This window comes from Peptoniphilus grossensis (assembly GCF_001940285.1).
GTDB lineage: Bacteria > Bacillota > Clostridia > Tissierellales > Peptoniphilaceae > Peptoniphilus_A > Peptoniphilus_A faecalis.
Genome location: NZ_MJIH01000001.1, coordinates 498,825 through 525,046 on the forward strand (window position 1 = coordinate 498,825; position 26,222 = coordinate 525,046).

Here is a 26,222-nt window from a genome sequence, read left to right on the forward strand (position 1 = left end):
TTATTTTAGCACCACCATAAAATTTTAAAGAAGTTAAAAAATTAAAAATCAATGCCCAGATTTTTTAAGTTATCTTCAAGAGAAAATATTCTTTTACCATCTTTACTTATTTCTGACTTTGAATAAATTAAAGAATTAATAATAGATTCTTCCACTGATTCTGCACAAGCTTTAAATACTTCATCTAATAAATCTTCTCTTAAAATTCTTATATCTTCAAAAGTATTATCTTTAATTTTATTGGCAGTGGAAAAAGCTATGGCAATATCGCCAGAACCATGACCCAAGAAAGATCCAACATTTCCTAGACCAATTGCAGATCTCTTGGCTACTCTTTTTAACTGCCTTGCACTTAGAGGTATATCTGTTGCAATTATTATAATAATTGAACCCTTGTCTTTTCCCTCTTTTTTTTCCTTAGATTTTAAATACATTTGGCAACCAATTTCTCTATTTCCTATCTTTAAATCTTTTATCTTTCCAAAATTTGAAAGAACAAGACTACCAAGTGTATAATTTTTGCCCTTAATTTCAATAATTCTTGAAGATGAACCAATACCACTTTTTAAATTAAAGGAAATCATACCAGTTCCAGCTCCAACTGATCCTTCTTCAAAATCTTCAGAAATATTTTCAATTGCTTCAAGTACATTTTTTTCTTTTACATGAAGCCCTCTCATGTCGTTTATTACTCCGTCATTGCATTCAGTAACAATAATATTTGGAGCACCGCTTTTATTTCCCACATCTTTGTATTTATCAATCATCCACTTCATAGATGAATTTAAAACTTCTCCAATGCTCATAGTGTTTGTCATAAAAATTGGAGACTCAAGTGTGCCAAGTTCATCAAGTTGAATTAAACCCAGGCTTTTTCCATAGCCATTAATTATGTAAGATGCTCCAATTAGTTTTTCTTTAAAAATATCGCCACCATGGGGCATGATGCAAGTAACTCCAGTTTTTATTTTGCCATCATTAATTGTAGAGTGCCCAACTCTAATGCCCTCAACATCTGTTATTTTATTTAAAGGCCCCTTTTTCCTATCAGTAAAAATTTTCAAATTATCACTCCTTATAAGTGAATTATATCAAATAAATTATTTTTCATCTTACATAATAAATTATTTTTACATAAAAAGAGAGACTCAAGTTAACGAGTCTCCCCAATATTTGACATAGAGCCTTTTATTCTTTATTCTTCTTCTGAAATAGTAACTTCTTCTTTTAATTCATTTTTGATTTCATCTTTAGAAATAACTTCAGAATTTTCTAATATATTATAATCTTCCTTTAATCTCTCATCTATGCCAATTTGTACTTTGGAATTTATTCGGGCACCAGTACCTGCTGGGATAAGCTGTCCAATTATTATATTTTCTTTTAGTCCTTCAAGTTTATCTTCCTTGCCCTTTATTGCTGCATCTGTAAGAACTCTAGTTGTTTCTTGGAAGGATGCTGCTGATAAGAAGGAATCTGTTGCAAGGGATGCCTTTGTAATTCCAAGAAGGTTTACATGACCAATTGCCGGTTCTTTACCTTCTTCTTTTGCTTTTTTGTTTGCTTCTTTGTAATCAACTACATTTACAAGTGATCCTGGAAGTAAATCTGTATCTCCTGCATCTTCTATCTTACACTTTGATAGCATTTGTCTAACGATTATTTCAATATGCTTGTCGTTTATGTCTACCCCTTGAAGTCTGTAAACTCTTTGAACTTCTTTTACAATATATTCTTGTACACCCTTTTCACCTTTTACACGTAGTAAATCTTGTGGATATACTGAACCTTGTGTAAGTTCGTCACCTGCTTCAACTTCGTCGCCTTGTTTAACTTTTAATCTTGATCCATAGACGATGTTATAAGAATCAACTGTTCCATCTTCTGCTGTTATAAGAACTTCTCTCTTTTTATTTGATTCTTTAATATCGACAACTCCGCCACGTTCTGCAATAATTGCAAGTCCCTTTGGCTTTCTTGATTCAAAAAGTTCTTCAACTCTCGGAAGACCTTGAGTGATATCAGCTGCTGCAGCTACTCCACCAGTGTGGAAAGTTCTCATTGTAAGTTGTGTTCCCGGTTCACCAATTGATTGAGCTGCAATTACGCCAACTGCTTCTCCAATTCCTATATGTGATCCTGTTGCAAGGTTTTTGCCGTAGCAATGAGCGCACACTCCGTTTTTAGACTTACATCCAAGGACTGATCTAACTTTTACCTCTTCTATTCCAAGTGATTCAATTAAAAGTGCGTCGTCATCTGAGATAACTTCATTTGCCTTTACAATGATTTCTCCAGTTTCTGGGTTTAATATATCTTCAAAGGAATATCTTCCTTCAATTCTATCGGCAAGTGATTCTATTAATTCTTTGCCATCTTTAAAGGCTCTTGCCACCAAGTATTCATCAGTACCACAGTCTTCTTCAGACACTATTACTTGTTGTGATACGTCTACGAGTCTTCTTGTCAAGTATCCAGAGTCGGCCGTTCTAAGTGCTGTATCGGCAAGACCCTTTCTAGAACCGTGAGCTGACATATAGAATTCAAGTACTGAAAGACCTTCTCTAAAGTTTGAAGTAATTGGAACTTCTATAGTTCTACCTGAAGGTGATGCCATAAGTCCACGCATGCCTGCAAGTTGTCTAATTTGGTTCTTAGAACCTCTGGCTCCTGAGTCCGCCATGATGTAAATATTATTTAAGGCATCGAATCCTTCCATTACATCCTCTGTTAAGTCATCAGTTGCTTTGTTCCAAATTTCAATTACTTTTTCATATCTTTCTTCATCTGATATAAGACCTCTTCTAAAGGCTTTTTCATATTTGGCAACTTCTTTTTCTGCATTAGCTAAAATTTCTGGCTTAGTATCTGGAATTTGTACATCACCCATTGAAATTGAAATTGCTCCAATAGTTGAGTAGTGATATCCTGTAGCTTTAATATTGTCAAGAAGTTTTGCAGTTTTTATATTGCCATGTTTTTTATAAGTTTTTTCGATTATTTTACCAAGAAGTTTTTTGTCTACAACTTGATCAATTTCAAGAGAATATTTGTCTTCATCTCTATTTACAAAACCTAAATCTTGCGGAATAAATTCATTTACAATAAATCTACCCACAGTTGATGACACAATTTTACCTCTCTTGTCCTTTTCATCAGCAAATCTTCTCACAGATACATGGGATTGTAGGTGTAAAAAGCCTGATTCATAAGCGTGAAACATTTCGTCAAAGTTTCTGTAAATTGAGCCATCTCCCTTTAATTTATCCTTTCTATCTAGTGTTAGATAGTAAGAGCCTAGTACCATATCTTGAGTAGGAGTAGTAATTGGCTTACCATCCTTTAACGCCAAAATATTATTTGTCGAAAGCATTAATAGTCTTGCTTCAGCTTGTGCTTCTGTAGATAGTGGCAAATGGACTGCCATTTGATCTCCGTCAAAGTCTGCGTTATATGCTGTACAAGAAAGTGGGTGAAGTTTAATCGCCTTGCCTTCTACTAAAACTGGTTCAAAGGCTTGAATACCAAGTCTGTGAAGTGTCGGTGCACGGTTAAGAAGAACTGGATGATCCTTGATAACATCTTCAAGTACATCCCAAACTTCGTCTTTTCCTCTTTCAACCATTCTCTTTGCAGACTTAATGTTGTAAGTTAATTCTCTCTTTACAAGTTCTCTCATTACAAAAGGTTTGAAAAGTTCAAGAGCCATGTTCTTTGGAAGTCCACATTGGTAGAATTTAAGATCTGGCCCAACTACGATTACAGAACGGCCTGAGTAGTCAACTCTCTTTCCAAGTAAATTTTGACGAAAACGCCCTTGTTTACCCTTTAACATTTCTGAAAGTGATTTAAGTGGTCTGTTTCCAGGACCAGTTACAGGTCTTCCTCTTCTACCATTGTCAATAAGAGCATCAACAGATTCTTGTAACATTCTCTTTTCATTTCTTACGATTATGTCGGGAGCGTTGATGTCCATTAACTTTTTAAGTCTGTTATTTCTATTTACAATTCTTCTATATAAATCATTTAAGTCGCTTGTTGCAAATCTACCACCGTCAAGTTGCACCATTGGCCTTAAATCTGGTGGGATTACTGGGATTGCATCTAGTATCATCCATTCAGGTTTATTGTCTGATTGGATGAAAGCGTCAATTACTTCAAGTCTTCTTGTAATTCTAATTTTCTTTTGCCCCGTTGCATCTTGAAGTTCTTGTGTAAGTTCGTCATTTTCCCTTTGTAGGTCAACTTTTACTAGAAGATCTCTTATGGCTTCTGCTCCCATTTTTGCAGTAAATTTGTCGCCATATTCTTTTTTAAATTCTCTATATTCAATTTCTGAAAGAAGTTGTTTTTCATATAAAGTTGTTTCGCCTGGTTCAACTTCTGTCACTACATAAGATGCAAAGTAAAGAACTTTTTCAAGAGCTCTAGGGCTCATGTCTAAAACAAGACCCATTCTTGAAGGTATGCCCTTAAAATACCAAATATGTGATACTGGAGCAGCAAGTTCAATATGACCCATTCTTTCACGACGAACCTTGGATTTTGTAACTTCAACGCCACATTTTTCGCAGACTACTCCCTTGTATCTTACTCTCTTATATTTTCCACAGGAACATTCCCAATCCTTAGTAGGTCCAAATATTTTTTCACAAAATAAACCTTCCTTTTCAGGTTTTAATGTCCTGTAATTTATAGTTTCCGGTTTTTTTACTTCGCCATAAGACCATGATCTAATCTTTTGTGGTGAAGCAAGTCCAATTTTTATTGAATGGAATAATTCATGTTCGCTCAAGGAGCACTTCTCCTTTCCTATTAATTAAAATAACTAATTAATCTTCAGATTCATCGGATTCATCAAAATAGTCTTCTTCATCATCTTCTTCATAAAAGTGACTATTTTCAAAAGACTCAACTTCATCGTTTGAAATTGTTCTGATGCCAATATTTGCAGTTCCTGTGTGTTCAATAAGTTCCTTTATATCATCGTCTGATCTAGTGTTTTTATCGTCAATATTATCTATTTTTGTCAATTCATCTTCATCAACTTCAAGATCAACTTCATTTCCATTTTCATCAAGTACTTGAATATCAAGAGCAAGTGCTTGTAATTCCTTTATTAAAACTTTAAAGGATTCAGGAACTCCTGGTTGTGGAATGTTTTCGCCCTTTACAATCGCTTCGTAAGTCTTAACACGACCCACAATGTCGTCAGACTTAACGGTTAACATTTCTTGTAGAGTATAGCTTGCACCATATGCTTCTAGAGCCCAAACTTCCATTTCTCCAAATCTTTGTCCACCAAATTGTGCTTTTCCTCCAAGTGGTTGTTGTGTAACTAGTGAATAAGGACCAGTTGAACGAGCGTGGATTTTTTCATCGACTAAATGGTGAAGCTTTAACATATACATGTAGCCAACGGTTACAGGGTGGTCAAATTCTTCTCCAGTTCTACCGTCTCTTAGTTGAATTTTACCATCTCTAGAATATCCCGCTTCTTCCAATGTATCAAAAATGTCATTTTCATTTGCGCCGTCAAATACTGGAGTAGCAACATGCCATCCTAGTTTTTTGGCTGCAAGTCCCAAGTGAACTTCAAGAACTTGTCCTAAATTCATACGAGAAGGGACTCCTAGTGGGTTAAGAACTATTTGGATAGGTGTACCATCTGGCATATAAGGCATATCTTCCTTAGGCATAACCCTTGAAATAACCCCTTTGTTGCCATGGCGACCACACATTTTATCTCCAACTTGAATCTTCCTCTTTGTTGCGACAAAAACTCTTACCATTTCATTTACCCCTGGCTGAAGTTCGTCACCTTCTGATCTATTAAAGGTCTTTACATCGACAACAATACCTTGTTCTCCATGAGGAAGTCTTAATGAAGTATCTCTTACTTCTCTTGCTTTTTCACCAAAGATTGAACGAAGAAGTCTTTCTTCTGCAGAAAGTTCAGTTTCTCCCTTAGGAGTTACCTTTCCAACAAGGATATCTCCCGGTTTAACTTCTGCACCAATTCTTATTATTCCTCTTGCATCAAGATCCTTTAACATATCTTCCCCAACATTTGGAATATCTCTTGTTATTTCTTCAGGTCCAAGTTTAGTATCCCTTGCTTCAGATTCATATTCTTCAATATGAAGTGAAGTTAGCACATCGTCAATTACAAGTTCTTGACTTACAAGCATAGCATCTTCGTAATTATATCCTTCCCAGTTCATAAATGCTATAAGGATATTTTTGCCAAGAGCCATTTCGCCTTGATCTGTGCTTGGCCCATCTGCAATAATTTCGCCAGCTTCTACAATATCACCTACATTAACTATTGGTCTTTGGTTAATTGTAGTTCCTTGGTTTCCGCCCATAAATTTGTGTAATTTATAATTGTCAATGCCCTTGTCAGCTTCTCTTTCGATTTCAATGTGGTCGGCATCAACTTTTTTAACAATTCCCTTGTTTTTAGATACTACTACAACCCCTGAATCCTTTGCAGCCCTGTATTCAATTCCAGTTCCGACAATAGGTGCTTCAGTCTTTAATAGAGGTACTGCTTGACGCTGCATATTTGCACCCATTAGAGCTCTGTTTGCGTCGTCGTTTTCTAAGAAAGGGATCATAGAAGTTCCAACCGCAACTATTTGTTGAGGTGAAACGTCCATATAGTTTACATCTTTAATGTCAAATATATCGGCATTACCGCCATGACCTCTGGCTGCAATTCTATCTTCAACGAATTTATTGTTTTCATCAAGTCTTTCGTCAGCTTGTGCAATGATTTGTTCGTACTCAACATCGGCTGTTAGATAATCAATTTGATCAGTTACAACTCCATCTACAACTTTACGATATGGTGTTTCAATAAAACCATATTCGTTAATTCTTGCGTAAGTTGTAAGTGATGTAATAAGTCCAATATTTGGACCTTCTGGTGTTTCAATAGGACACATTCTTCCATAGTGTGAGTTATGGACGTCACGCACTTCAAATCCCGCTCTATCTCTGCTCAACCCACCAGGTCCAAGTGCAGATAACCTTCTTTTGTGAGTTAATTCTGATAGAGGATTGTTTTGGTCCATAAATTGTGAAAGTTGTGAAGAACCGAAAAATTCTTTTATAGCAGCTGTTACAGGTCTAATATTTATAAGTGATTGTGGCGTAGTTGCGTCAACATCTTGAACTGTCATCCTTTCACGGATAACTCTTTCCATTCTTGAAATACCAATTCTAAATTGATTTTGAAGAAGTTCTCCAACAGATCTTATTCTTCTGTTTCCAAGGTGATCAATGTCGTCAACTGAACCAACATTATTCATAAGTCCAAATTCATAATTAATTCCAGCAATAATATCATCAATTAAAATATGTTTTGGAGATAATTCTTTATGTGCTTTTTCAAGTTCTTCCTTGAATTTTTCTGTGTCTTCAGAATATTCTTCATAAAGTTCATCAAAAAGTGGTCTATAAACTTTTTCTTTAAAACCAAGCTCTTTCATGTCAAAATCAAGCTCATAAGCATCGACAAAAGTAAAATTATTTCCTATTACAATTGTCTTATCTGTTGCGTGTTCAAAATTTTCATCAGTCTTTATAAAAACTTGATTTACTCCAGCTGCTTCAATTTTTTCAGCCTTTGATCTAGTTAATAGTTCCCCTTGTTCTGCCAAGATTTCGCCTGTCATAGGATCTATTATATCTTCTGCAGTAATATTGCTTTCTATCCTTGCACTAATTCCTAATTTTTTATTAAATTTATATCTTCCAACTCTTGCAAGATCATATCGCCTGTCATCAAAAAACATGTTTTCAAAAAGTGATTGTGCTGAATCAATAGTAGGTGGTTCACCTGGTCTTAACTTTTTATAAATTTCAAGTAAAGCTTCATTCTTATTAGTAGTAATATCTTTTTCAAGTGTTTTTAAAAGTGTTTCACTTTCACCAAGAACGTCAATTATTTCTTGGTTAGATTCAACTCCCAATGCTCTTAATAGAACTGTTATTGGAAGTTTTCTAGTTCTATCAATTCTTACATTTATTACACCTTGAGCGTCAGTTTCAAATTCAAGCCAAGCTCCTCTATTTGGAATAAGTGTTGCTGAATAGATTTTTTTACCAGTCTTATCTCTTTCTTCCTTATAATATGCTCCTGGGCTTCTTACAAGTTGTGAAACAACTACACGTTCAGCTCCATTAATTACAAAGGTACCTGTTGGTGTCATAAGAGGAAGATCTCCCATGAAGACTTCTTGTTCCTTTACTTCTCCAGTTTCACTGTTGATAAGTCTTACCTTTGCCTTTAGTGGCGCAGAATAATTAGTGTCTCTTTGTTTTGATTCGTCAATATCATATTTTATATCGTCAGATAAATGGTAATCGACAAATTCCAAAATTAAATTGCCAGAGTAATCCTCGATAGGAGATACGTCATCAAAAACTTCCTTTAACCCTTCTTCAATTAACCATTTATATGAAGAAGTCTGCACGTCAAGGAGATTTGGAAGTGACATAACTTCATCTACACGAGAAAAACTCATTCTCTCACGTTTCCCATATTTAACAGGATGTACCATTAATTTTCTCACCCTAGCCTTTCAAATGAGTGTATCAAATTAGAGTACAAATCACCACTCTAATTGTTATTATGCAAATAGATATTTTATCATTTTTTATGACAACTTGCAAGTTTTAAAACAAAAAAATCCTGCCAATTTTGGCAGAATCTTTTTAAAGTCTAATGTAAGCGTAACCTTCGTTTTGAAGTTTTACTATTTTTGTTATAACTAATTCCTCTATATTAATTCCTACAGGAATTAATTCCTTTGAAAGGTTATTTTCTTCCAAAGCTTTTTTTCCTATTGTGATATTTACTTTAGGATTTCCAATTACTCCTTCGAAATCAACACCAGAGTATCTATTGAAAAGAGATGCAGCTTTTGACATTGCAATTATTTCAATTTTTATATCATCAAAATTATCTAGTAAATCTCTAACATTTGAAATTACAGCAGACCATTTATCCACTTCTACTACATGAAAAATTACCTTCATATCTATCACTCCTTATTGCTAATATTTTACACTATTAAATAGAAAAATAAAAGACAAATTGCTGTATTGCTATTTTTTTAATATTAATTTAACAATTTCTTTTATTTCATCAACTTTAAATAAGATTAATAAAATTAAATAAATTGCTCCAGCAATTGCTATGGAAATAATAAGGGATAGATTAACTCCAAAATTTTTAGTCAAAATATTGTAAAAAATTTTGGAACCAAATGCCATCGTAGCTGATGCAATAGATATTTTAATTACATTTATAAAAAGCTTTTTATTAAATACATTCCCAATTAATTTGATTGACGGAATATAAAGTGCAATTGCTCCAACTATAAAAGAAATGGAAGTTGCAAGGGCAATTCCCTTTATTCCCATTGTTTTTGAAAGTAAAAATGCTAGAAAAATATTAATTGCCACTATTAATATCGAATTTATCACTGGAGTTTTGTTGTCGCCAAGAGAATAAAAAACTCTCGATATAATTTCTCTCACGCCAATTCCAATTACTCCAAAGGCAAAAAAAGATAAAACCGTGGCAGTAATCCTAGCGTCATCAACAGAAAATTCTCCACCGACAAATAAAAGATTTACTATTGGAAAGGAATAAATATATAAACCAAAGGCTGCTGGCACAACTAAAAGCAACATATTAGAAAGGCCCTCCGAAAGAGCAAACTTTAAATTTTTAAAATCTCTTTTTGAGCCAAAATTTGCAAACTTTGGATAAGTCGCAGTGATAATTGATGTTACAACAATTCCCGTTACAAAACTTTGGAGTTTGTAAGCATAATTTAAAATTGAAATTCCTCCAGAATAAGCTCCCGATGCAATGGAACGAGAAATCATAAAATTAATTTCAATTGCTGAAGTAGAAATTAAAATTGGAAGTATGGAAAGGAACATCGCCTTCATGTCCTTGTTAAAATCAATTTTTAAGTTATGTTTATATCCCAGATTTTTAATTGGCAAAATAAAAATTGCATATTGGAAAACAAAGGCAAGTAAAATTCCTATGGCAAGATAATTTATTCCAATTTTGTAAGAGATTCCCATGGAAGCAATTAAAATAATATTCATGAGAATTGAATGCAGAACTGAAACTATAAATTTTTCATAAATTTGCAAGTAAGCCTTGTAGATTGAACTCACAGCAGTAACTGCAATAGAAAGCATGGCAACTCTTGAAACAAAAATTGCCCTTTCAAGTTTTTCTCCCTCAAAACCTTCAGCCATTAATTTTACAAGTGGTCTTGCAAAAATAATTGAAAATATAGTCACTATAATAAAGACAATTAAAATAATATTTGAAAGATTGGCAGTAAAAGCATCAGCACTTTTTTTGTCTTCTCTCGTCTTTATTTTATCGTACATTGGTATGTATCCATTTGCAACAGCACCACTAATTACATTTGTAAAAGTCATGGGAAGTTGGAATGCAATTAGAAAAATATCTGCCACCATGCCAACGCCAAAAAAGTATGCCAGTGCCTTTTCTCTCAAAAGCCCAAAGATCTTTGATACAATTGTAATTATCATTAATATATATGAAGTCTTCATCTTTTCTCCTTATAAAATAAAAAAACTCGGGTTAAACCCCAAGTAATTATATATTTATTTAAGAAATATTACAAGCAACTAACTTAGTATTAAGTTATAACATAATATTATTTAAATAGATATAAAAGTTAATAGATAAATAGGCACGCCAATTATAAAAAATATTTATAAAATATATTTCATTTATATAAAAAGGATAAAATTCTTACCCTAAAATTTAAAGTTTATAAGTTTTTCTCCTAACAACTTTACATAATCATAAAGATATAAATATTTATGAATTATTATTTGACGAAACGTTTGCAAATCATTATAATTAATTTAAAGGATATTGTAACAATTATATTTTTAATCTAGTATTGGAGGTAAATAATGAAAAAGTTCTTTGTTATTTTATTGTTATTTTGTTTTATACCATCTTTTTGTTTTGCAAAGACAGATACTCAGTCCTCTCAAGTAAATGAATCATTAAATGGTACAATTAACATTACAGATTCAGATGTTTCGATATATAAATTAAATGCTAATGGAATATGTGTCCCTGCTGGATATGACGATGAATTAAATGGATCTTACTTATTCAAAAAAACGATACATTCAAATAACTATAATTATAAAATTAATTTAATTGTTAGATGTTACCTAGACCACGGACGAATGGATAGTATTTCAAATATCGCTATTGATGGCAACGGTAAAATTTATTCTGGTAATATGTATGCAGAAATTGTGAATTCTAGCAGTATGGTATATGATCTATATGGCGATATATATAACCAAGGTAGCACTACTCATTTTATAAGTATTGGTGCAAATGGAAAAATAATTAATGGTTCCTATACTGCATCCTACACTTCACGTTTTTATGACCACATTTCTGTAAGTGGATCAATTTGGATGAGTGATAGAATATAATATGAAAAAAAAATTTTTATTAATATTAGTATTTATTAACCCTTTTGTATTAACGTATATACTTCTTATTCTTTTAAATCTTTTAGAAAAAATTCCTATGCACACTTTCTTGAACTTAAGATATTTTGATTCAGTAGAATATATGAGAAATTACTTATATATTTCAACTATATTGGGAACATATCTTTTATATAAGGAAGAATTGAATAAAAATAAATAAGTTTAAAATATTAACAATATCCTTTAATTTAAAAGCTTAAAGGTTCTATAATAAATAGTGTTGGTGAGAAATCATCAGCACTATTTTTGTATGGAAATGTATAAAAAATAGACATAGAAATCACATTCCTATAAAATATAGTTGCTACCAAATACCAAGGAGTGATTCTATGTCTATTAATAATTATATAAAAGATTTGTTGAACATTAAAGATAAAAATATAGTAATTGATACTGAAAATATTATTGTCAAAAAAGTTAAGTACATAGACACTAAATTTATTTATGGAAAATTAACTTACACCCCAGAGGTTTGCCCATGTTGCGGTCATGTTAATGAATCTTTTAATATTATAAAATATGGTACTAAGATTTGTAAGATTAAACTTCCTGATGTTTCTAATATACCGACTATTCTTTTTCTAAAAAAGCAAAGATTTTTATGTAAAGAGTGCGGTTCTACCTTTAGTGCTAAAACCAATATAGTTAATGAGTATTCTAATATATCTAATGATGTAAAAAGAAAGATTGCTGTAGATCTTACTGAAATTTCATCCTTTAAGTCTATTGCTGAATCTAATGGTGTCAGCCCTAACACCGTTGTTAGAGTTTTTAAAGAATGGAGTAAATCCTTTAAACAGGATTTTTCTTATCTTCCACCGATACTATCTATAGATGAATTTAAGTCTACTAAAAATGTATCAGGCGCTATGAGCTTTATTTGTACCAATTCTATTACTGGTGAGATTATTGATATACTTCCTGATAGGAGACTATTTAAATTAGACACTTATTTTCTAAGATTCCCAAGAAGAGTTAGAGATCAAGTTAAGATTGTTGTTTGTGATATTTACTCTCCCTATATGGAACTTGTTAAAAAGGTTTTTAAAAACGCTTGTATTGTTCTTGATAAGTTCCATATTGTTCAAAATTTTACTCGTGCTTTTAATATGGCAAGAGTTCAACTAATGAAGAAGTTTAAAACAGACTCTCATGAGTATAGGTGTTTAAAAAGGTACTGGAAGTTATTATTGCTTCCTAAGGCTAAGTTAATATCAACACATTTTAAGAGTTTTCCTTGTTTTAAAGGATTTATCTCTCAAAAAGAAATAGTTGAACATATTTTAGATTTTGACTATTCTTTCAGGAAGATTTATGACTTAATCCAAAATATTTTATTTGCTATTAGAGAGAAAAATTTTGACACTTTAAAAACTATTTTGCAGGAATTTAAACCTGATGAGTATGGGGAAATATATAGCAAAATTAAGGCAGCGATAAGTACAGCTATCAAACATTTAGAAAAGATTAAGAATACTTTAAATACTAATTACAACAATGGAAAGGTTGAAGGTATTAACAACAAGATCAAAGTTATTAAGAGAATCTCATATGGCTATCGTTCTTTTGATAATTTTAGATTAAGAATTTTTTTATGTTTTTACCATAAAAAAATATATGGTTTAAGCCATAAGACATAAACCATATATCATTAATTTTTATTCACCAACACTATTTGACAAAGAACCTAAATTGTTAAGTAGACTTTGGTGCAGAAAGAGGGATTTGAACCCTCACGCGATTTCTCGCACATGCCCCTCAAACATGCCTGTCTGCCTATTCCAGCACTCCTGCAAAACAAAAAAGCTTGTAATTTAAATTACAAGTTTTTGATGGCGTATCCTAGAGGATTCGAACCCCCGACCTTCTGGTCCGTAGCCAGACGCTCTATCCAGCTGAGCTAAGGATACATATTTGCAAAATTGGCAGTTATTTAATCCCTTTTTAGTTTTATGAATATTTATCCTAGTAGACAATAGTCTGCCTAAACTTAGCTACATTGGATATTATATGGCTTTTATTCATCCTTGTCAATAGCCTGCTTTATTTTTAGTCTATTTTTGTCTTGATAGTCAAGAGATAAAAATAAAAAAGCTTATGAAAAACTTGCTAAATTATAGGATTAAGCAAAGGTCAAATCCTTTCCCCTCATAATTTTTAACTTACCAATTAAGAAATCTATTAAAAATAAAAATCTTATGATAATATGAATTTCAAATTATTTGGTTCTGTAAGAATAATGATATAATATTTCTTTTAGATATTGTACTACATGATATTCTATACAAGTTTTGACAATGAAGCTAAATAATTAGCATCATAAATAATAAAAAGGTGATGAATTGAATAGGACTGTCTATTCTGTAACATCACCTTTGTTCTCTAAAACAAAAAGAGAGAAACTTTCCCGGGAAAATTTCTCTTAGCCAGCGATTTTACTGTTAAGTTCCTTAGCTAGTCGACTTAGCTTTCTGGAAGCTTGTTTTTTATGAATTACATTTTTGTTAGCAGCTTTTTTTAATTTTTTGTCTGCAACTATTAAAAGTTCTTTCGCATCATCAAGTCTATTTTCCTCAAGTGCAACTCTAAAATTTTTAACTGCATTTTTCATTTCAGTTCTTATAGGTTTGTTGCGTTCAGAATTCCTTTTAGCTACATCTATTCTCTTAATAGCTGATTTAATATTTGCCATTATTTCACCTCCATATTTAACGCTTTTGCTATTTTACCACGAATTTACATTCATTGCAAGGTTCTTTTTGCATACTTTTGAGTAAGTCTCTTAACTATCAAGACATATGTTACACTTTTTTACTTTGATATTATTTCAAAATTATAAATTATTGCAATATTTTATAATAATTGTCTCTAAAATTACAATTTCATCTACAGAAGAAGTTTTGAAGAGTTCATCTGCTTTAATTAATTCATCATAAAATTCTAATAAAAATTTTTTTGAAAAATTTCTCTCGTTGATTAATATTTTTTTTTCAAATTCAAATTTTTTTACATCCATTTTATTCATAATATCATTTCTGCTCAAATCTTTTTCAGATAAAATTTTATAGGACAATAGGTTTTTAACCTGTCTAATGATCATGTGGAAAATTAGAGGTAGTGGTTCTCCTAATTTGTTGAGATTGTGAAATTCTTCAATTGCAATTTCTGTATTTCTACTAAGCATTGCATCTAAAAATTTAAAAATATTTGTGTCTATATTATCTGAAATTATACTTCTTATATCACTTTCCTTTATAACTTTATCTTTTGCTACTGCTGCAATTTTATCCATTTCAGAATTTAAATCGAGAAGTCTCACATCTTCATTTTTTGAATTATATCCGCTTTCTTGGATAAAAATAGCAACTTCACTATTATTGATTGTTTTTCCCTTTCTTATAAAATATCCCTTTATAAAATTTCTGAGATCAGCTGGACCAAGTTTGTCAAATTCCATATCTCTATTTTTCTTGTGAAAGTATTTATAAAATTTTGTAGTCTTTTTAATGCTTTGAGTGTCCCAGAAAATTAAAATTATAAAATCAGATAATTGGTCCAAGAAATCATAAAAGAGTTCTTTAATTCATGTTCGCTTAGAAAATCGCAGACATCTCTAACGAGGACAATTTTTTTGTCATTCATAACAGGATAAGTCTCGCAGGCAGAAATAATGTCTTCTGGTTTTACATCAACTCCATTAAATTTAGTATAATTAAAGGCTTCTGTACCCTTTACATATTTATTAATTAGGTAACTAAGGGCATTTTCTATTAAATACTTTTCTTTTCCAAAAAATAAATAGGCTCCACTATGTGTTTCGTCTCTGTAAATTTGTTTGTAATTCATAATTTTCCCTCGCTACAATGTATAATAAAGTTGTATTTAAAATTATTAGCAAAATATAAAATTTTAAATCTACTTCTTCCTTTTTTGTGTCAATTTTAAGCTTGTCGCTCTGCATTTTTAAATCCACTTCGCCGTCTTTTGCCGTGATATAATATATAATATCATGTTTTTCTAAATTCTGTATTACTTCTTGATGTGGATGACCATAGGAATTGTCGACTCCTGCTGAAATTATAGCAATTTTTGGCTTAGTATTGTCCAAAAATTCACTTGAAGTTGAAGTTTTTGAACCATGATGGGCAACCTTTAAAATATCAATTTTACTATTTATTTCTTTTTCAACTTTTTCTGAAATATCGCCAGTAAAAAGTGTTTTAAAACCTCTGTGATCTATTAATAATACCATGGAATTGTCGTTTTCATCTTCGCTATTTAAAAAATCGCTTATTACTTCAATTTTTGTATCCTTAGAAATTTTTATAATATCGCCTTTTTTTAGCATTATGACTTTAGAAAATTTTTTTGCATCTTCTAAAATTTTTGGATCTTTTGGCAAATGATTTATATATACATTTTTTACATTATATTTTTTTACGAGTTTATTCAAGTTTCCAGCGTGATCGTCGTCAAAGTGAGATAGAAATATTCCGTCGATTTTTGAAATTCCTCTTACCTTTAAAGTTGGAAATAAAAATTTTTCCGCAATTTTATTTTCATATCTCGCTCCACCAGTGTCTATTAAATAATTTTTATCTCGAAAACTAATTAATGTAGAGTCCCCTTGGCCTATGTAAAGATGACATTCTTTGTAGGTATGGTAATCTTCAAGTATTCCTAAAGATGTTACTACAAAGAATACTACTATGTAAATTTCAATTACTTTAATATTTGGCACAATAATTTCTTTTAACTTGTGTCGATATAAAATCAATATAAGTAAAATGTAGTAGGCAAAAATATACTCAAATTTAAAAGCTCTTATTGTTGTGAAAAAACTTCCCCTTGAAATAAATAGACTCTCCAAACCATAAGTTGCATTCATTAAAATATTTAAAATATTGCCAAGTAATCTTGGTAAAATTCCCACACCTAGAATAAATCCAAGAGAAATTATAGCTGAATAAATTGGCACAATCACTAAATTTACTATAAATACTAAAATAGAAAAACCATCAAAATAATAATTTATTATTGGGAAAATCGAAATTAATGTAGATGCTGTTCCCAATATGGATTTTTTAATAATTCCACTGCCAGCCACTTTGCTGTTTAATGCTGGGTAGACAAAAACTAGTCCAAAAATCGCACCATAGGACATAATCATTGAAATTGAATAAATTGCCATGGGATTAATAAATAGAATTATGGATAGACTTAGAAAATAAATTTTTTTCACGTCTAAATCTTTTTTTAAATAGATATTTCCCTTGTATAGAAGAAAAAACAAAAAGGCACGCAGAGCAGAAATGGGAAAACCAATAGTAATTATGTAAAAAAGCAATGCCATTGTAACTACAAAATCTGTTATTTTTCTATTTTTTGTAATTTTCTTTGTTATACTTTCCAAAAAAATAGCTAAAACGCCAATGTGAAGACCAGACACAGCTAAGATGTGACTGATGCCAAGGTTATTAAATCTATCTCTATCCCCTTCTTCAATTAAAGATTTATCTGCAAGGACAATCGAAGACATTAAATTTGAATTTCTCTCATCTAAATTCTCTGAATAAAATTTTTTCGCCCTATCAATACAAAAATTTGAAAGTCTATAAAAAACACTTGGCTCAGAAATCTTTTTACAGCTTTTTATATTTCCAATAGCGTAAATTCCTTGAGACTTGTTGTTTTTTTCAAAATCAAAAGTCCCATAATTCATTGCAGGAAGTGGCGAACTAAATTTTCCAAAAATTTTATAATTTGCTCCACCTTCTAATTTCTCGTAGACTAGAATTTTTGTGTTAAGCTTTTTACCACTTATGGAACTTGTTTTAAGTATAGATCTATCTTCTTTTGAAGAAATAACTTTTCCTATGACTTCTCCAGAAAAATCTTCTATTTTATAATCTCTAAAATTAAAATTTATGTAAACCGCAAAAATTATTATAGGAAATAAAAATAATTTTTTATCTCCTTTTTTCATCACAAGTACAAGGGCTAAAGTCCAGAAAAGAATTGCCGTTAACAAACTCATTTTTGTAAAAATTGAAAGTAAAATTCCCAAAAAAATTGCTCCAAATAAATACATATACACCCCCTCTTATTATATATCTTTTTAAAGCGTGAAGTCACGAAATATGATAATATATTGTAGGAGGTAATTATGAATTCAAAATACAAAAATCCTTACAAAAAAAATTATAAATTAAAAATAATTGATAAAATAAATCGAAAGGGAATTACTTATGGAAAGCTTGAAGAGGCACCCTTCTTCACTGGAAGCGAAAATCTTTTAGCTGATGAAATTAAAATAAACGGGGAAGATCCTCAATTTTTATCTTGTAATAAAAATTATTTTAAAATAGATGAAAATAAAAAGGAAGTTGAAATTGAAATAAACTGGAAGACTAGGCTTCTTTTGATGCAAGAAAATCTTGGCAATGCACTAATAAGATATTTCCTTACAAGCAATACAAATTCAGAAATTTTAAATTATAAAGTTGGAAAAAACTCTTCTTACATAGATGTGAAATCAAAGGATTTTAAATTTATGACCCTTAAAAATATTGAGTCCCTTGCGAATTATGCAGTCTTCTCTAATTTAGCAATTGAAAATTTTGATAATTATTTATCAATTGAAAGGCTTGCAAAAATTTCTTATGAGGGTCCTGCACTGAAAAGAACTGGCGAAATTGGAATGATCCTTATTTCTTCAGTTGACAAAATAAATTCTGCTATTAGACTTACAATTGTATCTGGAGAAAATGCCTACAAACTTGCGAGAAGTTCCATCAACACTCTTGAAAATATGAAGATGTACCTTAATAGCGACAGCATAGAAAATGTGTTTTCCGATGTGAAAAAATTAAAGTCAAAAAGTGCTAACAATATAGAAAAAAAATCAAAGCAAGAAAAAATCATCAACTCTCAAAAGGATAATGAATTGAAAAAAAATGATGAGTTTATAAAAGTTGATAAATTAGAAAAAATTTGTGAACCTGAAAAAGTCCTAAAAGACGTAAAAAATTCTCATATTGAAATTTCATCTGAACTAGAGAAAGACATTATCACTGATAAAACTTTTGAGAGTAAGGAAAAAAATAATAAATCTGTAAAAATTCCTCAACAAAATAGAGTTATTGAAGCTGCAAAAAAAGAAAAATACGATTCAAAATTTTTCCACGAAAAATATAAGCTAGAATCTTTTAAAAATTTAAACAAAGAAGTTAAAAGTAAAGACTATTCTTCAAAAAATGAAATTAAAGAAACTCAAAAAAATAAAAATGTTGAAAAACTAAATAATGAGCTTGTGCAAAATTCCTCTAATGACAATAAGGAAAAATCTCCTATCTTCTACCAAGCAGTGGAATCTTTTAAACGCTTTGCTACAGATGTATCTGGCATAAATTACATCTACAAAGTTCTAAAGGATGTAAATTTAAAAGAGCTTCGTGAAATTTCAAATTACATTCTTAAAGAAGACAATTTCATACAAATTTATGGACTAAAAAATGGTGATAGGTCAAAAATAATAATACTTCGCTCACAAAATCTAAATTTTGACCTAAAGAAAATTTATAAAAAATTAGAAGGCTATTTTGAATTTATAGGAACTGGCAATATGTACACTCTTGATTTGCAATGCAAGGAAAGCGACATGACAAGAATTATGGAAAGCTTTTTAATTGAAATTAAAAAATATGCAAAATAAATTAAAGTTAAAAATCAAAAAGGGCTGAGGGGATATTCCCACAGTCCTTTTTTAATAATATTTTTCATTTATATAGTGATCTATAATGGATGTCTTCATTTGACTATCAAAAATATTTTCTTCTTTTAAAATCCTTAAAAGCCAAGGAGCCTTTGAGTGAAAGATTGCCTCTTTCTTGTCTTCTAAAACTATTTCGTAAAGTTCATTTCTAAGTGCCTTTGATTGACACTTAATATAATAAGCCTTAGTGTTTCTAAAGTCTTGTATTCTTAAAATATTTAAGACAGATTTATCCTTTAGTTGATAATATTTATTTGTTAAATTTAAGTAATAATTATAGTACTTTGAATGTTTTTTTGTATTCCTAACATCTTTGGAAAGAGCTCTATAATACTTCGCCATTACATTATAGTATTGGTAATTGTACATTCCCTTTTCATAGGAATCTACTTTAATGTAAGGTCTTGCATTTTTTATTGCAAAATAATCGAAATTTTTTTGCAAAAATTCTCTCTTAGATATGTCGCCATTTGTGTATTGCATTATGAGAAAGGATCTGTGTTCAAAAAAATCTTCAAAAAGTCCCTTTTTTTTATTAAATTTCACGAAGCACCATTAAATTACACTTAGAACTATTGGAATTACCATGGCAATAACAAGTAAAAGCGCAATAATTCTTACCATTGTTTTTCTATCCACTTATAACACCTTATTTACCAGTTACTTCTAGACAGTGATCTTTTAGAGATTCAGGCATATCTTCTTTTAGATAGTCAACATTGATGTAGATTTCTTTATTTTCTGCATCAGGAATTTTAGAAACTCTATTGTATAAGTGTTCTAAATCTTCAATATTAAGTGTCAACACTTTGTAGATTCCATCAACATAAATCTTGTGTAAATCATAATCCATTGCAAAAAGTCCACAAATGAAACCATAAAAACTGTCAATTGAGTTTAATCTGTATTCAGTTGCATTGATAAGTCTTACATTGTAATCTAAACTGAAGATGTGATCGTCGTCAACTTCTACGAAAGCAATATTTCCATCGCCCTTTTTCATATCATCATTTGCGTTGTCAATTAACCATCTTGTCTTTCCAGAGCCTTTGCTCCCTAAAATATACTTTATCATAGTATTTCTCCTTTCACTAGATCACCTTGATTGTATCCATTTTCATGCATAACATCTATAATATCGTCTCTAATTTTCCACCATGATGTATTCCAATTGCAAAAAAGAGAATTCTCGTAAGGTGCTCTTCCTATTATTCTTTCCACTATTATATCATCTTTAAGATTTCTTAAAAAGAGTATAACTTTTTTCTTGTACTCATCTAAAGAAATAGGTTTTATTTGTCCTTGTTGATACATCTTTCCAAGTACAGTATCCTTTAAGATATAAAGGGCGTGAATCTTAACTTCGTCAATGCCAAGAACATTTAATATTTTTGCACATTCAATAATATCTAAATCGTCATCCCAAGGAATTCCAATAATTATATGAGTGCAAACATTTAAATTTCTCCCTTTTAATTTTATTGCGGCATCTATAAATTCAGAAAGACCATGTCCTCTATTTAATTTTTTCAGACTGTGATAATTTGGCGTCTGAAGACCAATTTCAACGGTTACAAAATAATTTTCCCCTAATTCTTCCAAATAATCTAAATGCCCTTTGGGAAGATAATCGGGCCTTGTGGATATGCTTACACCAACTACATCTTCTATGAGAGCTTCTTCTATTACTCTTTTAAATTCTTCAAAGGGCATATAGGTGTTTGTAAAATTTTGAAAGTAGGCAATAAATTTATTTGCCTTGTATTTATTTTTTATGTGATCTTTATTTTTTAAAATTTGCTCTCTAACAGTTCCAAAATTATTTTCAAAACTGCCCCCTTCTTCACCACAAAAAATGCAACCACCAACGCCACAAGTTCCATCTCTATTGGGACAAGTTAAATCAAGTTTTACTGGAAGTTTGTAGACTTTTTCGCCAAACTTTTCCCTTAAAAAATCAGAATATTTTCTGTAAACCATTTAGGAAATTATTCTTCTTCCTCATCATCAAAAATTTCTTCAAAAGCTTTTGAAACTTTTTCAAATTCTTCTTCAGATTCAATTAAGTCAAGTTCAACTTCTTCTTCATCAATTTCCTTGTACTTATAGAGGAATACATCTTCGCCCTCTTCTTTATCTTCAGGAAGAAGGGCAATGTATTCATTATCTTCGCATTCAAATATTCCAAGAACTATGCACACCATTTCACTGTCATCATCTAGTGTAAGTGTGATAGTTTGGTAACCTTCTTCGTGATTACAACCACAATCGCAGTTTTCATCGTGTTCATGTAAGTTTTTTTCTTCGTTATTCATATTTCCTCCAAATTTATTTTAATTCTTCTAGTATTCTTATTAAGAAATCAAATACTCTTTCAGTTGAAGAAATAGAAAGTTGTTCGCCAGGTGCGTGAACTCCCTTCATATTTGGCCCAATTGAAAGCATATCGATGTCGCCAATTGTTTCAACAAACATTCCACACTCAAGCCCTGCGTGAATTGCTTCTAGTTTAAATTCTTTGCCACTTACTTCTTTGTAAGCTTTTTTTGCAACTTCACGTAGTGGAGAATTTTCTTTGTACTCCCATGCAGGATATTTTGTCATAATTTCTATTTCTGCACCAAAACTATTAGCTGCAATTTTATTTACAAGTCCAATATATTCTTTAGAGGATTGTACAGAAGATCTAATATTAGAAATAATATTTATAGATTCTTCTTTGTCTTCGATTACTCCAACATTCACAGAAGTTTCTACTAATCCATGAATATTTTTACTCATAGCAATTACACCATTGGTAAGTATGTTTAATAGACCTATAATTTTATTCTTTAATTCATCAGTAAAGGCTTTTTCTAAATTAACTTTTGTTCTTTCAAAATTTAGCCTTACATCGGGATCAACTTTTCCAAGTTCTGTAACGAATTGAGAATTAAGTTCAACGATTATATCTTGAATTTTTTTGATGTCTTCTTCTTTTACTGCAACTATTGCCTTTGCATATCTTGGAATTGCATTGGGTTTTGCTCCGCCTTCGATTTCAATTAAGTCTCCACTAACTTGTTCAAAAATTCTATAAAGACTTCTTCCCAAAATTTTTACTGCATTGCCTAAACCAACTTGAATTTCTTGTCCAGAGTGTCCACCTTTTAATCCATTTACAATTACTTCATATAGAGTTTTTTCTTTGTCTAATTTCTTAAATTCTTTTTTAAATTTTATAAGGTCCCTTTCTGCACCAGCACATGAAATACATCCCACACCTTCAGTTTCAGAGTCGAGGTTTAAAAGTCTTTTTGATGTAACCATTCCCCTTTCAAGATTGGCTGCACCAGTCATTCCACTTTCTTCATTAACTGTAAAAAGCGCTTCAATCTTTGGATGTTTATACTCCTTTGATTCTAAAAGAGCAAGTATCATGGCAATAGCAATTCCATTGTCTGCCCCAAGAGTTGTATCGTGAGCAACAATAAAATCGCCCTCTATTTCATACTTTATTGCATCCTTAGAAAAATCAATTATGCATTCAGGAGTTTTTTCACAAACCATGTCCATATGACCTTGCAAAATTATGCTGTCAACATCTTCATAGCCCTTTGTCGCTTCTTTTATAATGACAACATTTCCTATTTTATCAGTTTTGTATTCAAGATTATGTTCTTTTGCAAATCCAATTAAATACTCTCTAATTTTTTCTTCTTCAAAGGAACATCTTGGGATTTTTGTCAATTTATCAAAATAATAAAAAATTCTATTCTCCAACAAGGTGTTTATATCTTTCATTTTAACCTCCTAATTACATTATACATAAGTGTAAAGGATATTTATAGCTTAAAAAGTGTAATTATCTTTAAATATTTTAATCATTTTTTCTGAGCTTGTGGCATCACTTTTATTAATTTCACAAAGAACAGAGTTAAACTTATTTAAAGATGTATCTAAAAGAAATTCAATAGTAGTTTTTTCTCTAAATTTATCAATTACTGAAGATAAAAATACACTTTCCACTTGATCCTGTTCCTCTTTTAAAAGATCTTTGTTTTCGAAAAGATTGGATAGACATATCATGTATTCGTATCTCACAAAAATAATAAATTCTGTAAAAACTTCACCATAGGATTCTTGAGAAATTAATCTTATTATTTTAAATAGAATATTCCAATCCAAATCGTTATTTATAACTTCTCCGAGAATTTCTGTAATTTCTTTGGAAAAACTGTCGTAATACTTTGGATTCTTTTCAAAAACTATGTATTCCTCAACATTCATTTCATTCCCTGAGACAGAATTAATTTTATTAATTAAATCAATAAAATTTTCTCCATAACTTAAATCTTTATTTTTTGAAGATTTCATAAATAGAAAATCAACTACTACATCAGTGATAATTTTTATATTTATAAAAAGTCCAAGCTCCTCATGTATTTTCCTAGTGAAAACATCATGAAGAATTTTTGAAAGAAGTTTCTTCAACTGAAGTTCTGCAGAAATTGTTTCCGAAGCATCTTGTTTTTTCACATGATCGTATAAAATCATTAGTTGTTTGTCGATCATCTTCAAATTATCGTTAATTGAATTCATTATTTCTCTAAAAAAGCCTTCTGTAATAATGTAATTGTAATTTTTATAAAGAAGTTTGTGATCTATTTCTCCCCAAAAAACATTTACGAAGGATTTTATTTGAAGTTCAAAACAATATATAAAAGATCCAGTGTCATATTCTCCATCTAATTTATACATTGTAAAACCATTTGCAAGAGCTTGAGGCTGTGGGTCGTCTAATTTTAATCTGATTTTTTTATTAATACTTGACTTGTAATAGCCTCTGTCAGACTTTATAGTAAAGTCTTCAATAATTTTTTTATACAGTGCTTCTTCATCTTTAATAAAACGACATTCAACTCTAATGCCAACTAAATCTTGGATTTGTTTAAAACCACGAACAGGATCAGGAAACCTCATGAAGAAATTTCTTCTAATTAATTTTTCACGAAGAGATTCCTGAGTTTTTATTCTCGTGGTAATATTTGTAAGTCTGTCGTCATCTGAAAATATGTAGGAAAAATACTTTTTAAGCTCTTTATTAACTCCTGCAAGTTCAATTTTGTGATAATCAAAAAGATCTAATACATCGTCGATGTAATTAAAAAGCTCGAGTTTCATATTTCACCTAGATATCCATTTTCACTTCATATTTATCTTTAAGTTCAGCTATTTTTTTGCTATAAATTTCTTGTTCCTTTTGCCTTCTAATTTGTGTAGCAATTTTATCCTTAACTTCATCAAAAGCTAAATCTCTTCCTTTATTTTTATCGTTGATTTTAATAATGTGATAACCAAATTGTGTTTTAACAGGTTTTGTAACTGTTCCAACTTCATTTGCAAATACTGCATCTTCAAATTCCTTTACCATTTGTCCCCTAGTGAAAGTTCCTAGTTCACCGCCCTTTTCCTTTGATGGGCAAGTAGAAAAGTCCTTTGCAAGGCTTGCAAAATCTTCGCCACTTTTTATTTTTTCATAAATTTCTCTTGCCTTGTCTTCTTCTTCCACTAAAATATGAGAAGCATTTGCACTTTCCCCTTCTTTAAAAGCATCTTTATTATCTTCGTAGAATTTTTTAACTTCGTCCTCTGTTACAGTTACCTTTTCAAGAAGTTTTCCAAGAGCATAGGTCTTTAACATACTTTCCTTAGTTTTTTCTAAAACTTGTATAAATTCGTCATTTTTATCCATTCCCTTTTCTATTGCATCTTGGTACAAAAGAGCTTGATATACAAGTTCATTTACAACTTCTTTATTTATCTCTTCCCCACCAAAATATTGTTTAAGTTGTGGATTTAGGGAATCTATAAATAAATTGTAGTCCACTCCTGTAATCTTCTTGCCATTTACCTCTGCTAAAAGTTTATCTTTATCCATTATTACCTCCGTAATTATATCAATTTATTGATTTCTCATAATTCATGTTACCATTTGAAAAAGCTTTTTTCAACTAATATAGTGACAACAAGCCCTCGCATAAAGCTCGCTTTTTTCCTTGTTTTTAAAGAAAAAATAGAGCTTATCATCTTCTAAATAAACATAAATACAAACATGGTCACCATATTTTAATTCCTTAACATAATTTATATTTACATCGGTAAATTTAATATTATAAAAACTTTCAGGCAATGCTTCATAAAGTAGCATTGCATAGACGCTATTGTTCATATGATTATTTATATCTATATCAGATTTTAATATTTTATAATCAAAAATATTTATAGTCTCTATGTCCTTAGGCTCATTGACTCTTTCAATTTTATCGAAATTCTTCACATCATTTATGCTATAAATTTTAGAAATTTCTTTTGGAATTTTTATTGGCTTTCGTTTTTTTAAATCAATTAATATAAAATTAGAAGATGCAGAGACGATTCTTTCACCTTCTACATACATTTCAAATTCACGAAAAGCATTGATACCCTTAAAACCACTTGCCCAAGTTTTTACTTTTATCCTTTGATAAGCTTTTGGATATTTTAAAATTTTTATAAACCACTTATAAATCATCCAAGTGTAACCTTTGTTTATTAAATTGTCGCTGTCTTCGCCTAAACTAATCGACTGACAATTAGATGTCTCCATAAAATAATTAATTATATAATTAAGTGAAAGTTCTCCCTTTTTACACAAAAAATCTTCCACGACAAATTCTCTCTCGTAAATATTCATCACTACCTCCAAACTTATTTTAACACATTACTTTTTTTATTTTTTAAAATAAAATTTACAAAAATCGTCATTTATCTTTAAAAGTTTACTTTAAATAGCCCTTGTGTTAAAATCAACTGAAGAGATAAAAATAATTTAAGC

20 protein-coding genes and 2 tRNA genes are annotated in these 26,222 nt (G+C 30.5%); 3 read left to right on the forward strand and 19 right to left on the reverse strand.

The window, feature by feature from the left end:
* Window positions 1-41 precede the first annotated feature (41 nt).
* From BIV18_RS02375 to murJ, 5 genes are all read right to left on the reverse strand, one after another.
* Window positions 42-1,064, reverse strand: a complete 1,023-nt coding sequence (locus BIV18_RS02375; RefSeq protein WP_083635517.1) for a P1 family peptidase — start codon at window positions 1,062-1,064, stop codon at window positions 42-44.
* Window positions 1,065-1,195: 131 nt separating this feature from the next.
* Window positions 1,196-4,795 (reverse strand): DNA-directed RNA polymerase subunit beta', encoded by a 3,600-nt coding sequence (rpoC, locus tag BIV18_RS02380; RefSeq protein ID WP_075659130.1) that lies wholly within the window; start codon window positions 4,793-4,795, stop codon window positions 1,196-1,198.
* Between the two features lie 37 nt (window positions 4,796-4,832).
* The gene (rpoB, locus tag BIV18_RS02385; RefSeq protein ID WP_075659131.1) at window positions 4,833-8,570 is read right to left on the reverse strand and encodes a DNA-directed RNA polymerase subunit beta; all 3,738 of its coding nucleotides are present in this window, start codon (window positions 8,568-8,570) and stop codon (window positions 4,833-4,835) included.
* Window positions 8,571-8,724: 154 nt separating this feature from the next.
* On the reverse strand, window positions 8,725-9,048 hold the full coding sequence (locus BIV18_RS02390) for a DsrE family protein (protein ID WP_075659132.1): 324 nt from the start codon (window positions 9,046-9,048) through the stop codon (window positions 8,725-8,727).
* 69 nt (window positions 9,049-9,117) lie between these two features.
* Window positions 9,118-10,617: a murein biosynthesis integral membrane protein MurJ gene (gene murJ, locus BIV18_RS02395; RefSeq protein WP_075659133.1), complete on the reverse strand. Its 1,500-nt coding sequence runs from the start codon at window positions 10,615-10,617 to the stop codon at window positions 9,118-9,120.
* Window positions 10,618-10,989: 372 nt separating this feature from the next.
* Here murJ and BIV18_RS02400 point away from each other — a divergent pair, with 372 nt between their 5' ends.
* A complete protein-coding gene (locus BIV18_RS02400; RefSeq protein WP_075659134.1) occupies window positions 10,990-11,532 on the forward strand; it encodes a hypothetical protein in 543 nt (180 codons plus the stop codon).
* 389 nt (window positions 11,533-11,921) lie between these two features.
* Window positions 11,922-13,232 (forward strand): ISL3 family transposase, encoded by a 1,311-nt coding sequence (locus BIV18_RS02410; protein ID WP_075659136.1) that lies wholly within the window; start codon window positions 11,922-11,924, stop codon window positions 13,230-13,232.
* Between the two features lie 67 nt (window positions 13,233-13,299).
* Here BIV18_RS02410 and BIV18_RS02415 read toward each other — a convergent pair.
* The 6 genes from BIV18_RS02415 to BIV18_RS02435 all read right to left on the reverse strand — a co-directional run bounded on the left by BIV18_RS02415 (window position 13,300) and on the right by BIV18_RS02435 (window position 17,683).
* Window positions 13,300-13,386: transfer RNA gene (locus tag BIV18_RS02415), tRNA-Leu, on the reverse strand.
* 39 nt (window positions 13,387-13,425) lie between these two features.
* Window positions 13,426-13,502, reverse strand: a tRNA-Arg gene (locus BIV18_RS02420).
* 512 nt (window positions 13,503-14,014) lie between these two features.
* Window positions 14,015-14,284, reverse strand: coding sequence for a 30S ribosomal protein S20 (gene rpsT / locus BIV18_RS02425; protein WP_075659137.1), 270 nt, complete (start codon window positions 14,282-14,284; stop codon window positions 14,015-14,017).
* A gap of 141 nt (window positions 14,285-14,425) precedes the next feature.
* Complete coding sequence (gene holA / locus BIV18_RS10905) at window positions 14,426-15,151, reverse strand: DNA polymerase III subunit delta (RefSeq protein WP_416351106.1); 726 nt, start codon at window positions 15,149-15,151, stop codon at window positions 14,426-14,428.
* Window positions 15,127-15,438: a DNA polymerase III subunit delta gene (locus BIV18_RS10910; RefSeq protein WP_235860769.1), complete on the reverse strand. Its 312-nt coding sequence runs from the start codon at window positions 15,436-15,438 to the stop codon at window positions 15,127-15,129. The genes holA and BIV18_RS10910 overlap by 25 nt, the downstream gene beginning before the upstream one ends.
* Window positions 15,401-17,683 (reverse strand): DNA internalization-related competence protein ComEC/Rec2, encoded by a 2,283-nt coding sequence (locus tag BIV18_RS02435; RefSeq protein WP_075659138.1) that lies wholly within the window; start codon window positions 17,681-17,683, stop codon window positions 15,401-15,403. Before BIV18_RS02435 ends, BIV18_RS10910 begins: the two co-directional genes overlap by 38 nt.
* Before the next feature lie 75 nt (window positions 17,684-17,758).
* On the opposite strand from BIV18_RS02435, the gene BIV18_RS02440 reads away from it, so the two are divergent.
* Window positions 17,759-19,306 (forward strand): alanyl-tRNS synthetase, encoded by a 1,548-nt coding sequence (locus tag BIV18_RS02440; protein ID WP_075659139.1) that lies wholly within the window; start codon window positions 17,759-17,761, stop codon window positions 19,304-19,306.
* Window positions 19,307-19,357: 51 nt separating this feature from the next.
* Here BIV18_RS02440 and BIV18_RS02445 read toward each other — a convergent pair whose 3' ends face one another.
* From BIV18_RS02445 to BIV18_RS02480, 8 genes are all read right to left on the reverse strand, one after another.
* Window positions 19,358-19,912 (reverse strand): DUF6648 family protein, encoded by a 555-nt coding sequence (locus tag BIV18_RS02445; RefSeq protein ID WP_075659140.1) that lies wholly within the window; start codon window positions 19,910-19,912, stop codon window positions 19,358-19,360.
* Window positions 19,913-20,015: 103 nt separating this feature from the next.
* Window positions 20,016-20,441, reverse strand: coding sequence for a hypothetical protein (locus BIV18_RS02450; RefSeq protein ID WP_075659141.1), 426 nt, complete (start codon window positions 20,439-20,441; stop codon window positions 20,016-20,018).
* On the reverse strand, window positions 20,438-21,346 hold the full coding sequence (gene mnmL / locus BIV18_RS02455) for a tRNA modification radical SAM protein MnmL/YtqA (RefSeq protein WP_075659142.1): 909 nt from the start codon (window positions 21,344-21,346) through the stop codon (window positions 20,438-20,440). Before mnmL ends, BIV18_RS02450 begins: the two co-directional genes overlap by 4 nt.
* An 8-nt stretch (window positions 21,347-21,354) precedes the next feature.
* Window positions 21,355-21,681 carry a DUF1292 domain-containing protein gene (locus tag BIV18_RS02460; RefSeq protein WP_075659143.1) on the reverse strand — a complete coding sequence of 109 codons (327 nt, stop codon included), beginning with the start codon at window positions 21,679-21,681 and terminating at the stop codon, window positions 21,355-21,357.
* 13 nt (window positions 21,682-21,694) lie between these two features.
* A complete protein-coding gene (locus BIV18_RS02465; RefSeq protein WP_075659144.1) occupies window positions 21,695-23,149 on the reverse strand; it encodes an aminoacyl-histidine dipeptidase in 1,455 nt (484 codons plus the stop codon).
* A 48-nt stretch (window positions 23,150-23,197) separates the two neighbouring features.
* Window positions 23,198-24,529 (reverse strand): GTP pyrophosphokinase, encoded by a 1,332-nt coding sequence (locus BIV18_RS02470; protein WP_075659145.1) that lies wholly within the window; start codon window positions 24,527-24,529, stop codon window positions 23,198-23,200.
* A 7-nt stretch (window positions 24,530-24,536) separates the two neighbouring features.
* A complete protein-coding gene (locus tag BIV18_RS02475) occupies window positions 24,537-25,286 on the reverse strand; it encodes a peptidylprolyl isomerase (protein ID WP_075659146.1) in 750 nt (249 codons plus the stop codon).
* Window positions 25,287-25,355: 69 nt separating this feature from the next.
* Window positions 25,356-26,081: an acyl-[acyl-carrier-protein] thioesterase gene (locus BIV18_RS02480; protein WP_075659147.1), complete on the reverse strand. Its 726-nt coding sequence runs from the start codon at window positions 26,079-26,081 to the stop codon at window positions 25,356-25,358.
* Window positions 26,082-26,222: the final 141 nt, after the last annotated feature.

Coding starts and splice junctions, on each gene's coding strand:
- rpsT (WP_075659137.1), bottom strand. CDS start 14,284: ATGGCAAATATTAAATCAGCTATTAAGAGAATAGATGTAGCTAAAAGG.
- BIV18_RS02460 (WP_075659143.1), bottom strand. CDS start 21,681: ATGAATAACGAAGAAAAAAACTTACATGAACACGATGAAAACTGCGAT.
- murJ (WP_075659133.1), bottom strand. CDS start 10,617: ATGAAGACTTCATATATATTAATGATAATTACAATTGTATCAAAGATC.
- rpoB (WP_075659131.1), bottom strand. CDS start 8,570: ATGGTACATCCTGTTAAATATGGGAAACGTGAGAGAATGAGTTTTTCT.
- BIV18_RS02475 (WP_075659146.1), bottom strand. CDS start 25,286: ATGGATAAAGATAAACTTTTAGCAGAGGTAAATGGCAAGAAGATTACA.
- BIV18_RS02470 (WP_075659145.1), bottom strand. CDS start 24,529: ATGAAACTCGAGCTTTTTAATTACATCGACGATGTATTAGATCTTTTT.
- BIV18_RS02400 (WP_075659134.1), top strand. CDS start 10,990: ATGAAAAAGTTCTTTGTTATTTTATTGTTATTTTGTTTTATACCATCT.
- BIV18_RS02390 (WP_075659132.1), bottom strand. CDS start 9,048: ATGAAGGTAATTTTTCATGTAGTAGAAGTGGATAAATGGTCTGCTGTA.
- BIV18_RS10910 (WP_235860769.1), bottom strand. CDS start 15,438: ATGAATTACAAACAAATTTACAGAGACGAAACACATAGTGGAGCCTAT.
- BIV18_RS02410 (WP_075659136.1), top strand. CDS start 11,922: ATGTCTATTAATAATTATATAAAAGATTTGTTGAACATTAAAGATAAA.
- BIV18_RS02465 (WP_075659144.1), bottom strand. CDS start 23,149: ATGAAAGATATAAACACCTTGTTGGAGAATAGAATTTTTTATTATTTT.
- BIV18_RS02435 (WP_075659138.1), bottom strand. CDS start 17,683: ATGTATTTATTTGGAGCAATTTTTTTGGGAATTTTACTTTCAATTTTT.
- BIV18_RS02450 (WP_075659141.1), bottom strand. CDS start 20,441: ATGATAAAGTATATTTTAGGGAGCAAAGGCTCTGGAAAGACAAGATGG.
- BIV18_RS02480 (WP_075659147.1), bottom strand. CDS start 26,081: ATGAATATTTACGAGAGAGAATTTGTCGTGGAAGATTTTTTGTGTAAA.
- BIV18_RS02440 (WP_075659139.1), top strand. CDS start 17,759: ATGAATTCAAAATACAAAAATCCTTACAAAAAAAATTATAAATTAAAA.
- mnmL (WP_075659142.1), bottom strand. CDS start 21,346: ATGGTTTACAGAAAATATTCTGATTTTTTAAGGGAAAAGTTTGGCGAA.